The 15,116-nt window shown below is 57.2% G+C and carries 14 protein-coding genes; 1 reads left to right on the top strand and 13 read right to left on the bottom strand.

The window, feature by feature from the left end:
* Positions 1–37 precede the first annotated feature (37 nt).
* Genes mrdA through PLU01S_RS05745 form a run of 5 tightly spaced genes read right to left on the bottom strand, consistent with a single transcriptional unit; the run spans position 38 to position 4,697 of the window.
* Entirely contained in the window at positions 38–1,927 is a 1,890-nt protein-coding gene (gene mrdA / locus PLU01S_RS05765; RefSeq protein ID WP_074823026.1) for a penicillin-binding protein 2, read from the bottom strand.
* Positions 1,928–1,945: 18 nt separating this feature from the next.
* On the bottom strand, positions 1,946–2,413 hold the full coding sequence (gene rlmH, locus PLU01S_RS05760) for a 23S rRNA (pseudouridine(1915)-N(3))-methyltransferase RlmH (RefSeq protein ID WP_010797094.1): 468 nt from the start codon (positions 2,411–2,413) through the stop codon (positions 1,946–1,948).
* 8 nt (positions 2,414–2,421) lie between these two features.
* Complete coding sequence (rsfS, locus tag PLU01S_RS05755; protein WP_010797093.1) at positions 2,422–2,772, bottom strand: ribosome silencing factor; 351 nt, start codon at positions 2,770–2,772, stop codon at positions 2,422–2,424.
* Between the two features lie 21 nt (positions 2,773–2,793).
* Positions 2,794–3,438: a nicotinate-nucleotide adenylyltransferase gene (gene nadD / locus PLU01S_RS05750; protein ID WP_010797092.1), complete on the bottom strand. Its 645-nt coding sequence runs from the start codon at positions 3,436–3,438 to the stop codon at positions 2,794–2,796.
* Positions 3,438–4,697, bottom strand: a complete 1,260-nt coding sequence (locus PLU01S_RS05745) for a glutamate-5-semialdehyde dehydrogenase (RefSeq protein WP_074823029.1) — start codon at positions 4,695–4,697, stop codon at positions 3,438–3,440. The genes nadD and PLU01S_RS05745 overlap by 1 nt, the downstream gene beginning before the upstream one ends.
* A 241-nt stretch (positions 4,698–4,938) precedes the next feature.
* On the opposite strand from PLU01S_RS05745, the gene PLU01S_RS05740 reads away from it, so the two are divergent.
* Positions 4,939–6,261 carry a bifunctional DedA family/phosphatase PAP2 family protein gene (locus tag PLU01S_RS05740; RefSeq protein WP_074823033.1) on the top strand — a complete coding sequence of 441 codons (1,323 nt, stop codon included), beginning with the start codon at positions 4,939–4,941 and terminating at the stop codon, positions 6,259–6,261.
* 9 nt (positions 6,262–6,270) lie between these two features.
* Here the strand turns inward: PLU01S_RS05740 and PLU01S_RS05735 are convergent, their stop codons facing one another.
* The 8 genes from PLU01S_RS05735 to cpdA form a co-directional block, all read right to left on the bottom strand.
* Positions 6,271–6,849, bottom strand: a complete 579-nt coding sequence (locus PLU01S_RS05735) for an LON peptidase substrate-binding domain-containing protein (RefSeq protein WP_074823035.1) — start codon at positions 6,847–6,849, stop codon at positions 6,271–6,273.
* Between the two features lie 84 nt (positions 6,850–6,933).
* On the bottom strand, positions 6,934–7,641 hold the full coding sequence (locus PLU01S_RS05730; RefSeq protein WP_074823038.1) for a PqiC family protein: 708 nt from the start codon (positions 7,639–7,641) through the stop codon (positions 6,934–6,936).
* Positions 7,642–7,745: 104 nt separating this feature from the next.
* Positions 7,746–9,998 carry a DNA topoisomerase IV subunit A gene (parC, locus tag PLU01S_RS05725; protein ID WP_074823041.1) on the bottom strand — a complete coding sequence of 751 codons (2,253 nt, stop codon included), beginning with the start codon at positions 9,996–9,998 and terminating at the stop codon, positions 7,746–7,748.
* A 5-nt stretch (positions 9,999–10,003) separates the two neighbouring features.
* A complete protein-coding gene (locus PLU01S_RS05720) occupies positions 10,004–10,531 on the bottom strand; it encodes a retropepsin-like aspartic protease family protein (RefSeq protein WP_037030000.1) in 528 nt (175 codons plus the stop codon).
* Positions 10,528–11,517: an esterase-like activity of phytase family protein gene (locus PLU01S_RS05715; protein WP_074823045.1), complete on the bottom strand. Its 990-nt coding sequence runs from the start codon at positions 11,515–11,517 to the stop codon at positions 10,528–10,530. Before PLU01S_RS05715 ends, PLU01S_RS05720 begins: the two co-directional genes overlap by 4 nt.
* On the bottom strand, positions 11,514–13,412 hold the full coding sequence (parE, locus tag PLU01S_RS05710) for a DNA topoisomerase IV subunit B (protein ID WP_010797084.1): 1,899 nt from the start codon (positions 13,410–13,412) through the stop codon (positions 11,514–11,516). Before parE ends, PLU01S_RS05715 begins: the two co-directional genes overlap by 4 nt.
* Before the next feature lie 5 nt (positions 13,413–13,417).
* Positions 13,418–14,026 (bottom strand): YqiA/YcfP family alpha/beta fold hydrolase, encoded by a 609-nt coding sequence (locus PLU01S_RS05705; RefSeq protein ID WP_074823047.1) that lies wholly within the window; start codon positions 14,024–14,026, stop codon positions 13,418–13,420.
* A gap of 68 nt (positions 14,027–14,094) precedes the next feature.
* Positions 14,095–14,910, bottom strand: a complete 816-nt coding sequence (gene cpdA / locus PLU01S_RS05700; RefSeq protein ID WP_074823049.1) for a 3',5'-cyclic-AMP phosphodiesterase — start codon at positions 14,908–14,910, stop codon at positions 14,095–14,097.
* Positions 14,911–15,116 lie beyond the last annotated feature (206 nt).

The following is a 15,116-nucleotide window of genomic DNA, read 5'->3' as shown; positions in this document are numbered from 1 at the left end:
ACGTCGCCTTCGGGTATCGTCCGGTCGAAGTTAGTGTTCATGGCTTGGTTGACTCCGCAACAACCGGTCTGGCGTATTCAGCCTTGAGCTTACCGTTTTCATCCAGCAGCCAGGCATCAGCCACTTCCTTAAGTACGGGAGCAGCAATCCCGCTGCCCGATTCTCCGTTTTCAACCATAACGGAGATGGCTATCTGTGGGTTGTCAGCTGGTGCAAACCCTACGAACAGCGCATGGTCACGGTGGCGTTCCTTGAGCGCGGCGGAGTTGTAACGCTCGTTCTGGCGAATCGCGACCACCTGTGCAGTACCGCTCTTGCCTGCAATTCTGTAAGCGGCAGTAGCGCCCATCTTGTGCGCTGTACCACGTGCGGCATGAACTACCGCCTCCATGCCCTGAGTGACGCGCTCCCAGTTCGCAGGGTCCTTGAGCAGGATATCCGGCATCGGGTTTGGATCAACGGGCTTTTGATTCTCAATGGTTTTGGCCAAATGCGGGCGAATCCACTTACCGTGGGTGGCAATGAGGCTGGTGACCTGAGCCAATTGCAAAGGCGTTGTCTGCATATAGCCCTGGCCAATTCCCAGGATCAGTGTCTCACCGGGGAACCACACCTGACGGCGCGTGACACGTTTCCACTCCCGAGAGGGCATCAGGCCCGAGGCCTCCTCGAACATATCCAGCGAGACCCGCTGCCCAACGCCAAAACGGCTCAGGTAATCATGCAGCCGATCAATGCCGATCTTGTGGGCAAGATCATAGAAATAGGTGTCATTGGAACGCATGATGGCGGTTTCGAGATCCACCCATCCATCACCACTGTGGTTCCAGTTGCGATATTTGTGATCGTAATTGGGCAGCTGGTAATAGCCCGGGTCAAATACCCGGGTACTGGGTGTCACCACACCGGCATCCAACCCAGACAGTGCTACAGCAGGCTTGATGGTGGAGCCTGGCGGGTATAAACCGCGCAAGACACGGTTATACAGTGGCCGGTCAATGGAGTCGCGAAGCTCTGCATAGTCCTTGAAACTGATGCCGGCCACGAACAGATTGGGGTCATAGCTGGGCTGACTGACCATGGCCAGCACTTCCCCAGTACGTGGCTGGATAGCGACTATGGCTCCACGTCGTCCTCCCAGAGCCTTCTCCGCAGCGGCCTGCAGGTTGGCATCCAGCGTCAGAACGATATCCTTTCCAGGCTTTGGATCGGTACGATTCAGAACACGCAGCACGCGCCCCCGCGCATTGGTTTCGACTTCTTCATACCCTACTTGTCCATGAAGCTCGCTTTCATAGAACCGTTCGATGCCGGTCTTGCCGATATGGTGGGTACCGCTGTAGTTGACCGGATCCAGCTTTTTCAGCTCTTGCTCGTTGATACGGCCGACATATCCAACCGAATGCGCAAAGTGCTCACCCAGAGGATAATGCCGTACCAATTGGGCAGCGACATCGACGCCCGGCAATCTGAACTGGTTGACTGCAATACGGGCAATCTGGTCTTCAGTCAGCTCAAACAGGATGGGAACCGGCTCGAAAGGCCGCCGCCCCTGCTTCATTCGCTTTTCGAAAAGCTCCTTGTCCTCGGGTTGCAGCCCCAGCACCTCAACAACCGTGTCGAGGGTCTTCTTCCATTCACCTGCCCGCTCACGTGTCACGGTCAGGCTAAAGCTGGGTCTGTTATCCGCCAGAATGACCCCGTTTCGGTCATAGATCAGCCCCCGCGTCGGCGGAATCGGCTGAACATGCACGCGGTTGTTTTCAGAAAGCGTAGAGTGATAGTCGTACTGCATAACCTGCAGGTAGTACATACGCGCTACCAGCAGGCACGACAAAAACGCAATCACGGCCATGCCGATGAACACGCGCGAACGGACCTGGCGAGCGTCTTTTTCGTGGTCCTTGAGACGAATCGGTTGCGGCATCGACGAGTGGAAACGAGATTACTTGTGGTAAGGGTGCCCAGCCAAAAGCGTCCAGGCTCGATAAATCTGCTCGCCGACCAGAATACGTACAAGCGGGTGAGGCAAGGTCAAGGGTGACAATGACCAACGCTGCTCACTACGCGCCATGACCTCCGGCGCGAGCCCTTCCGGGCCACCGACCATGAGATTGACGTTACGGGCATCAAGTCGCCAGCGGGAAAGTGTTTCGGCCAGTTGCTCCGTGCTCCACGGTCGACCGCCCACCTCCAGCGTTACTATACGCTCTCCAGGCTGAACCTTTGCCAACATGGCTTCACCTTCCTGGCGGATAAGTCTGGCCACATCAGCATTCTTGCCTCGGGTATTAAGTGGAATTTCCACCAGTTCCAGAGGCAGTTCAGGCGGGAGACGCTTGACGTACTCTTGCCAGCCTTCTTCGACCCAACGCGGCATGCGCGAGCCGACAGCAATCAATCGCACACGCACGGTATCACTTACTCGCCATGGGCTGCGCGACTTTGCTCTGCACCGCGCCAGAGGCGCTCCAGATCATAAAATTCACGGGTAGCCGGCAACATGACGTGCACCACAACGTCACCCAGATCCAGCAGTGCCCACTCACCTGCTTCCAACCCTTCACTACCCAAGGGCTGGACGCCGTTCTTCTTGACCTTTTCCACAACGTTATCCGCCAGTGATTTCACATGACGGCTCGAGGTGCCGCTGGCAATAACCATGACATCTGTGACGCTGGTCTTGTCGCGCACATCCAGCACGGTAATGTCTTGGGCTTTCATGTCTTCCAGCGCGTCAACCGCGAGCTGAACGAGTTGTTCACTTTGCATAACTACGTATAAACCTCATATTCAAGTCGTAGCACGGTACAGGCCGTGCGTTTCGATATAGTTCATTACCGCGTCCGGCACGAGGAAACGTACCGACTTTCCTGCAGCAAGCAGGCCCCGTATTTGAGTGGCAGATACCGCCAGAGGCGTCTGCCAGATGTAGGTGATCTGCCCCGCTGGCCCGGAAAGCGCCTGAGGATCGGACTGCGTACGCGCAGCGATCAGATCACAGAGTGCCTGGGGTGGCTCGCTGTCCGCATCGGGACGCTGCAGGACCAGAATGTGGCAATGATCCAGGAGTTCAGTCCATCGATGCCATCCTGGCAATCCACAGAAGGCGTCCCAGCCCAACATCAATAAAAGCTGCACATGTGGCCCCATATCCCGGCGCAGCGCTTCAAGCGTTTCGATCGTATAGGAGGGGCGTTCACGTCGAAACTCAATATCATCCACACGCAAATACTCGACACCTTCAACGGCCAACCTGACCATTTCCAACCGCTGCTGAGCCGAAACCTGCGGAGCGTTACGATGAGGTGGACGCGCCCCGGGAATCAGCCGCAACTCATCGAGCCCTAGCTGTTCGGCCACTTCCAGCGCACTGCGCAAATGGCCGATGTGAATCGGATCGAAAGTGCCGCCGAACAATCCGATACGTGTGACCATCAAGAACGAACTTGCCCGTCACCAAGGACGATATACTTTTCGCTGGTAAGACCTTCCAGCCCTACCGGTCCACGGGCATGCAGCTTGTCGGTCGAAATTCCGATTTCTGCGCCGAGTCCATATTCAAACCCGTCGGCAAAACATGTGGGCGCATTGACCATCACGGAACTTGAATCCACTTCCGCCAGGAACTGCCGCGAACGACCCAAGTGCTCCGTTACAATGGAATCGGTGTGATGCGAGCCATAATGGTTGATATGTGTAATAGCCTCTTCGATGTCGGCTACTACCTTGATTGACAGTACAGGAGCCAGATATTCAGTACTCCAGTCCGCATCATGGGCAGGAACGGCATCGATGATATCACGTGTGCGCTCACATCCTCTGAGTTCCACGCCCTTTTCCCGCAACGAGGCAGCCATGTTCGGCAAAAAGGCATTGGCAACTGCGGCTTGCACCAGAAGGGTTTCCATCGCCCCGCAGATACCATAGCGATAGCACTTGGCATTGAGTGCAATGCGATGCGCCTTTTCCACATCGGCATGCTCGTCCACATAAACGTGGCAGATACCATCCAGGTGCTTGATTACAGGAACCCGAGCATCCTGACTGATTCGCTCGATCAGCCCTTTACCGCCCCGGGGAACGATCACATCTACATATTCGGGCATGGTGATCAGGGCACCAACCGCAGCACGATCCGTTGTTTCGACAACCTGAACCGCTGCTGCTGGCAGTCCTGCCGAAGCAAGCCCTTCCTGGATGCACAGCGCAATGGCTCGATTGGAGTGAATGGCTTCGGAGCCACCTCGCAGAATTGTGGCGTTACCGGACTTCAGACACAGGCTGGCCGCATCGATGGTCACATTAGGACGTGACTCATAAATGATGCCAATGACACCCAACGGGACACGCATCTTACCGATCTGGATACCTGAAGGGCGATAGCTCATATCACGGATAGCACCCACAGGATCCGGCAGAGCTGCGACCTGACGTAATCCAGCGATCATGCCATCGATACGCGCTGGGGTTAGCGCCAGACGATCCAGCAGTGCTGAGTCGAGTCCTGCTACGCGACCTGCAGCCAGATCTCTCTCATTGGCCTCAACCAGTAACGGTCGCGCACGATCCAGCGCATCTGCAACAGATAGAAGCGCCTTGTTCTTCTGTGCAGTCGAAGCTCTGGCCAAAAGGCGCGAAGCTTCACGGGCCGCACGGCCCAAGCGGGTCATATAGTCGTGCACGGACTCGGTCATGGCAGAAATGAGTTTGGCTGAAAATTAAACAATTATACCGGGGTAAACCCAAGACGGACAGTCATGACATGCAGCCGTCATAGATTGAAAAGCTTTAACGCTTCAGCTCTGGACCCGAAACGGAAGCGCCTGGGTATTATCGAGACGGCGAACCGGTTCCTATTCCACATAACGCCTACTGAACCGCCCATCGCCAGATTAGTCGAAAACGCGTTATAGCAAAGGACCTACCCTCTCTCTCATGACAGCTTTTCTTGCCGACCTGAATGCCTGGTTAAGTGCGCATCCCCATTGGTTGGGAGCTGCCGTATTCATTACGGCCTTTCTCGAATGCCTCGCACTGGCAGGCCTACTAGTGCCTGGCACCTTTGCACTGTTTGGCATCAGCGTACTGGCAGGCAGCGGTGTGCTGGGTCTTAGCGAGACTCTTATCCTGGGCTACCTGGGTGGTCTGCTGGGGGATGCCGCCTCGTATTATCTGGGCAGACGATTCCATCAGAATATCCGGAGCCTTCCCGGGCTGCGCACTCATCCAGAATGGATTTCGTCAGCAGAGACCTTTTTCCAGCGCAACGGCATTACCAGCTTGTTGATAGGCCGCTTCATTGGGCCGCTGAGGCCCATGCTGCCCATGATTGCCGGAATGCTGGACATGCCTGTCATCCGCTTTACGGTCGTCAGCCTCATCGCCGCGGCAGGCTGGTCGATTGTATACCTGCTCCCGGGCTGGATGACCGGTGCGGCCTTTCGCCTTCCTCTGCCGCCTGACTTCTGGCCCCAAGCCGGAATCATAGCCGGCAGTGCAGCCGTTTTGCTTGTATTCATCATGCATGCCACCTTGCGCGAGCGCAGCGGCTCGACCTTCATGATTGCTGTGCTGACCTTTGTGCTTCTGCTTGCCTTGTTACTGGGCTGGCAGCATTTGCGTTCGCTGGATGAAGGCATCATGACCCTCGTTCAGGAGCACCGGCAGCCCTACCTGAACAGTGTTGCGGTAATCATTACCCGCCTGGGCGACTTCCGAACCCAATTGGTCGTGGCAATCATTCTGATCGTGCTGCTGGGAGCGATGCGCCAGTGGCGCGGTATGTTCTTTTCCCTGGGCTCATTGCTGGGAACGGCGGTAGCCAACGGCACATTGAAAAACCTGCTGGCGCGAGCGCGTCCAGACATCCTGGCCGAACCACTGACAACCTATAGTTTGCCTAGCGGACATAGCTCGGCATCGTTTGCCTTCTTCCTGACCCTGGGTATTCTTGTCTCGCGCGGCCAATCCCCGCGAGTGAGACTGACATGGCTAGCCGTAGCCGCCCTGCCCGCTCTCACGATTGCCACAACGCGTGTCTACCTGGGCGTGCATTGGCCCACCGATGTCCTGGCAGGAGCACTGTTGGCGGGCAGTTTCTGCGCTCTGAGTCTGGCTGTCATGCAACGGCAGGCAAGGCTTCAGCCGCTGACGCTTCGCTTCTGGTGGATATTCATTCCAATCATACTTGCGGTCTTCACCTTTGCAGCCGCCTGGGCCTTGCCGGTTGCCATAGAACGCTATATGCCTGCTACATAATAGCCCACCTCACTCCTGCAGGCTGGACAGCAGTTCATGAAGGCGATCCAGGCGCTCACCTGGATCGTCGAGCGAAAGCAGCTCGTTTTTCTGATCAGGCGTAAAAGGCAGCAGATATCCAAGCCGGTAACCCAATTCGCGCTGCCCACTGGCCGTCCCATCCAGGTCCAGCGCAGCCACCATAGGATGCTCGGCCAATGCCTGCAACAGGGCCGCCAAGTCATCATGCTGATCGCTCAAAGGGCGCTCGGCCGGCTCGTCCAGCCATTCAACCGTACCCATAGTCAGCTGATCATCCTGAACTTCGGTATCCAACAGTCGAAACCGCCGTACACCCTCGACCCTGACGCCCAGCAACCCATTGGACTGCTGCTGCCAGTCCCTGACCACCGCTTCACAACCGAAGCCTCCAAGACGGGTTGGTGCAGCACCCACTTCCTCTCCTTCAAGGATAGTCACCACACCAAAACCGATGTTCTGCTTGAGACAGCGACTGATCATGTCGAGGTAGCGAGGCTCGAACAGCTGCAGATCCAAGGGGCAGCCTGGAAAAAGCGTGGTCGACAGGGGAAACAAGGGAAGCTTCATAAGGCATCTCGATCTATCGTCAGGATTGCCTATTGACGCCTTTAAGTCCGCCACGTGCAATGGCGGACCCGAAAAACGTCACATTTAGAAGCGATAAACTTCCGCACCCGTACGAATGGGAATGATCTTGGGAAGCTTCGCGGGTGCATCAACGTCTTGAGCCACTTGTGTCCTGGACTGCCTGGAAGATGACTTGGCGGCCTTCCTGGAAGCCTGCTCAGCCGCAGTGACCGCACCGGATAGCTGCTTGGCCAGCTGCTGCAACAGAAGGCTCTGGGCTCTGACCTGATCTGCTTCGGTTCCGTTGTGGTTCTCCTCAAGGTGAACCATCCGACTGCCCCTGAGCTTTTCATTACTATCCAGCAGGTGCCAGCGTGCATCAAGGACAGCAGACTGCTTCGGGCCGGAGTCCAGGCGAGAAATCTCCAGTTCAACCATGATCTCAGGTTTGTACCCTTCGGGGGCATCCCCTATCACGACCCTGTTACTGTTGAGACGCCATGCCATCTGACGGAGCAGTACATGCTGCATATCATCAGTGAGAGAGCCTGCCCAGCGCGCCTTGCTGTCCGATAAGGAACCATCGGGGTGCCGCTGCAGCAAGGTGCCGTGCTGCAGATAATTGGCAATGTTCAGGCTGCGAATTTGCACGGCGGTGCCGGCCTTGGTCTTGGGAACCGAAGCCGTCCCGCTGTCCAGCTGATAATAATGAGCCGGATATAGGCTAGCGCAGCCGCCCAGACTCAAGGTCATGGTAGCTGCAAGCAATGCCATCAAACACGTTCGCTTCATTGAGTACCTACTGTCGAGCCACGTCCTGGCTGAAACCGATTACGTCGGACGAAAACAGACGGCGAATCATCCTAGAATTTTACGCCGTCTTCCAGCCAATCCGATCAAATCTCGACATCCAAGGCATCAACACGCTGGAAACCGCGTGGCAGTTTGTTGCCGCGACGCCCGCGCTCACCTCTGTAATGCTCAAGGTCATCGCCCTTGAGGGACAGGGTCCGCTTGCCTGCCTGCAACACCAGCTGACCACCTGGCGGTACGATGGCAAAGCCCACCATGTACTCTTCACGACTGGCAACCTTATCACCGGGAATCCCAATGATCTTGTTGCCTTTACCCTTGGCCAGCTGAGGCAGATCAGACACATTGAAGACCAGCAGGCGCCCTTCAGTCGTAACTGCTGCAAGCAGATCCTGCTCAGCATTGCGAACCACCTTAGGCACCATGACCTGCGCCCCCGCCGGCAAGTTAATCAAGGCCTTGCCCGCCTTGTTCTTGGCCTGCAGATCTTCACCTTTGACAACGAACCCATATCCCGCATCGGATGCCATGACATACAGCTGCCCGTCATCCGGCAGAAGTACCGTTTCGAACGTAGCGCCCGGCGGCGGCGTAAGACGCCCCGTCAAGGGCTCACCTTGTCCCCGCGCAGAAGGCAGCGAATGTGCAGCCAGTGAATAGCTTCGCCCCGTGGAGTCGATAAAGACGGCAAACTGATTGGATCGCCCTGGCGCCGCGGCCTTGAATCCATCTCCCGCCTTGTAGGAAAGGCCGGTGGCATCGATGTCGTGCCCTTTGGCGCTGCGAACCCATCCCTTTTCAGACAGGACAACCGTTACCGGCTCAGTAGGCATAAGTTCGGTTTCAGACAACGCGCGCGCTTCCGCACGCTCGACAATCGGCGAACGCCGCTCATCGCCATACGCCTCGGCATCCTGGATCAGCTCATCGCGCACCAGCTTGCGTAGCTTCTTGTCGCTGCCCAATAGCCCTTGAAGTCGCTTCTGCTCTTTGAGGAGTTCGTCCTGCTCGCTCTTGATCTTCATTTCCTCCAGGCGCGCCAGCTGACGCAGCCGGGTATCGAGGATGTAGTCAGCCTGGGTCTCGCTCAACCCGAAACGAGCCATCAGCACAGCCTTGGGCTGCTCCTCGGTACGGATGATATGAATCACTTCGTCCAGATTGAGGAAGGCGATCATCAAACCTTCGAGCAGATGCAAGCGGCGCTCGACCTTGTCCAGACGGAACTGCAGGCGACGGCGTACAGTGCCGATACGGTACGTCAACCACTCACCCAATACCTGCCGAAGGTTCTTGACCTGCGGCTTGCCATCCAACCCGATCACGTTGAGGTTTACGCGATAGCTGGACTCCAGATCGGTTGTGGCAAACAGATGCTGCATCAGCTCGTCGAGGTCGACCCGATTGGAGCGTGGCACCACAACAATACGGGTCGGGTTTTCATGGTCGGATTCGTCACGCAGGTCAGCGACCATCGGCAACTTTTTGGCTTGCATCTGGGCAGCGATCTGCTCCAGCACCTTGGCGCCCGACACCTGATGCGGCAGCGCTGTGATGACAACCTCGCCATCTTCCTTGCGGTATACGGCACGCATGCGTACGGAGCCGCGACCTGTCTCGTAAAGCTTCAGAAGATCCGCACGTGGGGTGACGATCTCTGCCTCGGTCGGAAAATCCGGACCTGGTACATGCTCGGTCAACTGATTAACCGTTGACTGCGGCTCATCCAGCAGACGGATACACGCGGCGGCGACTTCCCGAAGGTTATGGGGAGGAATATCGGTAGCCATCCCTACGGCGATACCGGTCGTGCCGTTGAGCAACAGATTGGGCAGCCGAGCAGGCAATACCGCGGGCTCATCCATGGTGCCGTCGAAATTGGGCACCCAATCCACAGTACCCTGCCCCAGCTCAGTCAGCAGGACTTCGGAATAGCGGGACAGCCGCGCCTCGGTATAACGCATGGCGGCAAACGACTTGGGATCGTCAGGGGCGCCCCAGTTGCCTTGGCCATCAACCAGTGGATACCGGTAGGAGAATGGCTGCGCCATGAGCACCATGGCCTCGTAGCAGGCACTGTCGCCATGCGGATGGTACTTACCCAGCACATCACCTACGGTACGGGCTGACTTTTTGTGCTTGGCATCGGCGCTCAGGCCAAGCTCGCTCATCGCATAAATGATGCGCCGCTGCACAGGCTTCAAACCGTCGCCGATATGAGGAAGGGCTCGGTCCATGATGACGTACATGGAATAATTCAGGTACGCCTGCTCGGTAAAATCGGCCAGCGAACGGCGTTCTACACCGTCCATACTCAGATCGAGAGAGTCGCTCATGCGGTTTACTCTTGTTTCGTATACTGGCGCAGCAGCAAGGTGCCGCCGCGCTGGGTGAATTCAAGTTGGCGCAGGGCGCTCATACCAAGCAGCACCTGATCACCATCGATATTGGGCGCAACCAGCGCACGTACGTCGTGCAGCACGATATCGCCCAATCGAAGCTCATTGATACGGGTACGCCAGCCTTCGGCCCGACCATTGGCTGTGCTCAACAGAACAGGGCCGCCATGGGGCAGTTTCAGCGTGGCCGCCAGCTCAGCTGACAGGGCAACATCAGTTGCGCCCGTATCGACTACAAAGGTGACGTCCTTGCCATTCAGCGATCCGTTGGCCAGAAAGTGTCCTGCACCATTACCGGCCAGACTAACCTCGATATAGCCATCGCCGTGCTGGGAAACAGGCACCTGATTAGGGTTCTGCCGCTGCAGCTCAAGGCCGCCAAACCAGTGCGCCAAGAGCCATAGCCCTGCCCCCCACGCAAGAAAGAGCATGACGCGTCCGGCACGCTGGCCTGCCGTCTGATGACTCACGGTGCGTCCCAGCCCGCGGCGGGTGCAGCGTAATGCAGAACGTAAGGCCGCTTGTCACCATCCTCGCGCGCCAGATCACCGGTATCCAGGCCAATCCAGGCGCCTCGCTCGTCTATCCATAGCGCCTCGGCCAATCCCCAGTTCTGCCGGTAATGCCGAACAGGGGCCAGCAGTGTTTTAGCGAATGACCAACAGCGTTCGGCAATACCCGACTCAGCGCTACGACGACAGAGTTGATGAGCCGCACGCTCCAGGGTAAAGAGCTTTCCGTGGTAATAGACCATGTCGGAAAAGTCGACAGGTAACGGGCCGCGCTTACCCAACGCAGGCGGAATCGGTGTGGTCCCCCCCTCGGCAAACATGACGCAGCTACCATGGCAGACCCACTTATCGCCCTGCTTGAACAGCGTCAGGATTCCGCGGCGCTGCCGCTCTGCTGCCAGCCAGATCTGCTGGCCATCCGGGCTTACAGAGACACCTTCATAAATGGAATTGAAGTGTGTAAGAAGACCATGACGGTTTGCCTGTGACATCAGGTTCCAAGGCAGCTTCAGCCAGGACTGACCACCCTGCACAGGATCGAGCAATACTGCCGCGTATCCTTCGCTGACCAGATAACGGTTACCCGCCTCATCACAGGTGATGCCCTCAAGATCGACCGTCCCGCCTCGCTTGTACTCCGCTAGGCGGACAAACAGGCGAAGGTTCCAAGGCAGCCCTGCTGAAGGCGGAGGGCCCGCCGAAATCGGATGAGCTTCGGCCTTCCAGATCTCGCCGCTCGAGTCCAGACGATAATATTGGTCATCGTCGCGATCCGATACCGTCCAGAATTCACCCTTGCACAGTGCCAGACCGGACAGATTGCCGCCTCGCATCCCTTCCACAGGATATTCTGCTTCCAGGCGCAGCTCTTCCGCTGCCCTGGCCTGCTGCAAACCGAGACCTAGCAGTATTAATAGAGCCCACAGGCGCCAATGCTTACTCAAACAAGCACCTCAGCCAGGTTCCCCTTGCTCTCCAGCCAGCTTTTGCGATCCCCAGAGCGTTTTTTTGCCAACAGCATATCCATGATTTCGAGCGTCCCAGGGGTGTCCTCGAGGGTAAGCTGCACCAGCCGTCGCGTATTGGGATCCATCGTGGTCTCACGCAACTGAAGCGGGTTCATCTCACCCAGTCCCTTGAATCGGGTCACCTGTGGCTTGCCACGCTTCTTCTCGGCCGCAAGGCGATCAAGGATACCGTCTCGCTCGGCCTCATCCAGCGCATAGTAGACCTCCTTACCCAGGTCAATCCGATACAGGGGAGGCATGGCGACATAGACATGCCCGGCCTCCACCAACGGTCGGAAGTGGCGCACAAACAGTGCACACAGCAGCGTGGCGATATGCAGACCGTCAGAGTCGGCATCCGCCAGGATGCAGATTTTACCGTACCGTAGCTGGGAAAGGTCCGCAGCACCGGGGTCCACGCCAATCGCAACCGCGATGTCATGAACCTCCTGGCTACCCAGAACCTCACCACCGTCGACTTCCCAGGTGTTCAGGATCTTGCCGCGCAACGGCATGATCGCCTGAAACTCCTTATTGCGAGCCTGCTTGGCGCTACCGCCTGCTGAGTCCCCTTCAACCAGGAACAGCTCACAGCGCAGCGGCTCCTGCCCTACGCAGTCCGCGAGCTTACCGGGCAGTGCGGGGCCTTGAGTGATCTTCTTACGCTCAACCTTCTTGCCAGCCTTCAGACGACGCCCGGCATTATTAATGGCCAGCTCAGCGACTTGCAGACCCAGCTCCGGATTGGCATTGAGCCAAAGGCTGAAGGCATCCTTAACGACGCCCGAGACGAACGCCGAAGCCTCACGCGAGGAGAGACGCTCCTTGGTCTGACCAGAGAACTGAGGCTCCTGCATCTTCATCGACAGGACGAAGGCGATGCGCTCCCAGATATCCTCGGGCGCAAGCTTGAGACCACGCGGCAAAAGATTGCGAAACTCGCAGAACTCACGAATGGCGTCGAGCAGCCCCTGACGCAGACCATTGACGTGCGTTCCGCCCTGGGCTGTAGGAATCAGGTTGACGTAGCTTTCCTGAACCGACTCGCCGCCTTCGGGCAGCCACAAAAGCGCCCAATCGACGGCTTCCTTGTCTGACGCCAGGCTGCCGAAGAACGGAGCCTCCGGCAGGCGTAAGGCGTCACCTACCGCATCAACCAGATAGGAGCGCAGGCCATCTTCATAATGCCACTCGATGCGCTCACCGCTGGCCTTGTCCTCGAAACTGACCGCAAGGCCAGGGCAGAGCACGGCCTTTGCCTTGAGAATATGCTTCAACCGGCTGACAGAAAACTTTGGCGAGTCAAAGTATTTGGGGTCAGGCCAGAAATGAACGCTGGTGCCGGTGTTGCGCTTGCCGACACTGCCCACTACGGCCAGCTCACTCGCCTTGAAGCCATCGGCAAATGCCATGGCATACTCGCTGCCATCACGCTTGACCTTGATCTCGACACGGGTGGACAGCGCATTCACTACAGAAATACCCACCCCGTGCAAGCCACCGGAGAACTGGTAGTTCTTGTTGGAAAACTTACCGCCGGCGTGCAGCTTGGTCAGAATCAATTCGACGCCTGAAACGCCTTCTTCCGGATGGATGTCGACCGGCATACCACGGCCGTCATCGAGCACTTCCAGGGAGTTATCCTCATGAAGGATGACCTGCACACTACGGGCATGACCGGCCAGCGCCTCGTCGACACTGTTGTCGATCACTTCCTGCGCCAGGTGATTGGGACGAGTCGTGTCGGTGTACATGCCCGGGCGCTTGCGCACCGGATCCAGTCCGGACAGGACCTCGATAGCTTCTGCGGTATAGGCGTTTTGCTGGGCCATAATCTCTATTTGAAAGTCGAAAAATCGATGCCATGCCACAAGACAGGCGAGAAACCGGCAAAGGACAATAGCGAAGGCAGCTTTTCAGCGAAGTTCTGGAAACCATGGTCTCCACCCGCTTCGATGCGCAATGCACATCCTTGATAAAGCGCCTGGGCGTCGCGATAGTCGAGCGTCTCGTCAGCCGTCTGCAGCCACACCTGGTAGCGGGAAGGATCCTGAGGCGCGCCCACATCGAGCGCCGCCAGCGCGTCAACGTGAGCGTCCGTCAATACCCACTCCTCACCGCTGTAATAGTTTTTCTGCGGCCCCCGATAAGCATCGATCAAACGCCAGGGGCGCACTGCCGGATTAACCAGTAGGGCCTTCAGGCCATAACGCTCGGCAAGAACGGTGGCATAGTAGCCGCCTAATGAACTGCCGACCAGTAAAGGCTGGTCCAAAGCAGCCAGAGATGTCTCAAGCTGAGACATGGCAATGACAGGGTCATAATGAAGATCAGGCACGCGAACGCACCCCTGCAGGCCGAGCCGCTGCATGCAGGCATGGAGCTGGCGGGCTTTGAGGGAAGCCGACGAGCTATTGAAGCCGTGGATATACAGTACAGAAGGCACTGGTTAATCCTGTATAAATAACCAGTGCTATATTAACCTTTTTTTGCCTCCTCTTGAAGGCCTATCGGCTAATAACCACTGCCCTGGAAATCCACATTGAAATCCACACCTTCTACCCGCGAGATGCCGGTCTCAATCGTACCGTCCGGTAATAGCCTGAGCCAGCGGTAGCCCGGGGCTTGCATGCCCACTTTGAAATCAATGCTGTTCGGCTCAAACTGCAGCCCTGTTGACGGTGATGCCAACAGGCGTACGCCGTTACGTATCTGATCGAATTCCTGATGGATATGGCCCCAGAGAATGACGCGCACCTGCGAATACCGATCCAGCACTTCAAAAAGCGCCTCAGGATTGAGAACCCCTAACGGCTCCATCCACTGGCAGCCCACCTGAACAGGGTGGTGATGGAAAGACACCAGCACGTGTCGATCCGGTGCTTCGCTCAGTGCCTTTTCGAGCAGCTCGAGCTGCTCCTGGTCGAACCGCCCGGGCACGGCACCATTAATAGTCGAATCCAGCATGATCAGCCGCCACTGCCCCATATCGAGCACGGGGTCCATGAGGTCTGTTCCGGCACAGAAGGTTTGCATTACCTTGACCTTGTCATGGTTGCCCGGCAACCAGCGGGCAGGCGCATCAAGGCAAGCCGTAAGCTCCTTGAAGGACTGGTAGGCCTCGGGCGTACTTTCCTGTGCCAGGTCTCCGCTGGCCAGTATCAGGTCTATCGTCGGCTGCTCGGCTCGTACGCACTCTACAACCTGTTCCAGGCTATAGCGGGTATCCAACCCCAACAGGCGCCCCTCGGGAGAGGAAAACAGGTGACTATCGGTAAGCTGGACCACAAGCGGTGCAGCGAGGAAATCTGGCGACGTAGCCAAAGCCATCTCCTTGAATCGCGGCGTCTACAACAAATCAAAGTGTAGAGAGTGCATGTAAGCGCACCTAACAGATGGTGCACAGTTCACACTTGTAACCGATGAACTGTATGCCGACCCCTGTTTGACAAGGTATTACATCACGCAGCGACAAAAGGTCGTTTTACGGCAGCAGGCGACGGTAGCAGCATCAAATTAAATGCTAGCACAAAGCC

The organism is Pseudomonas luteola NBRC 103146 (assembly GCF_002091675.1).
Classification (GTDB): domain Bacteria; phylum Pseudomonadota; class Gammaproteobacteria; order Pseudomonadales; family Pseudomonadaceae; genus Chryseomonas; species Chryseomonas luteola.
Note: the sequence above shows the minus strand (reverse complement) of the source record. Positions and strands in the feature narration are given on the sequence as shown.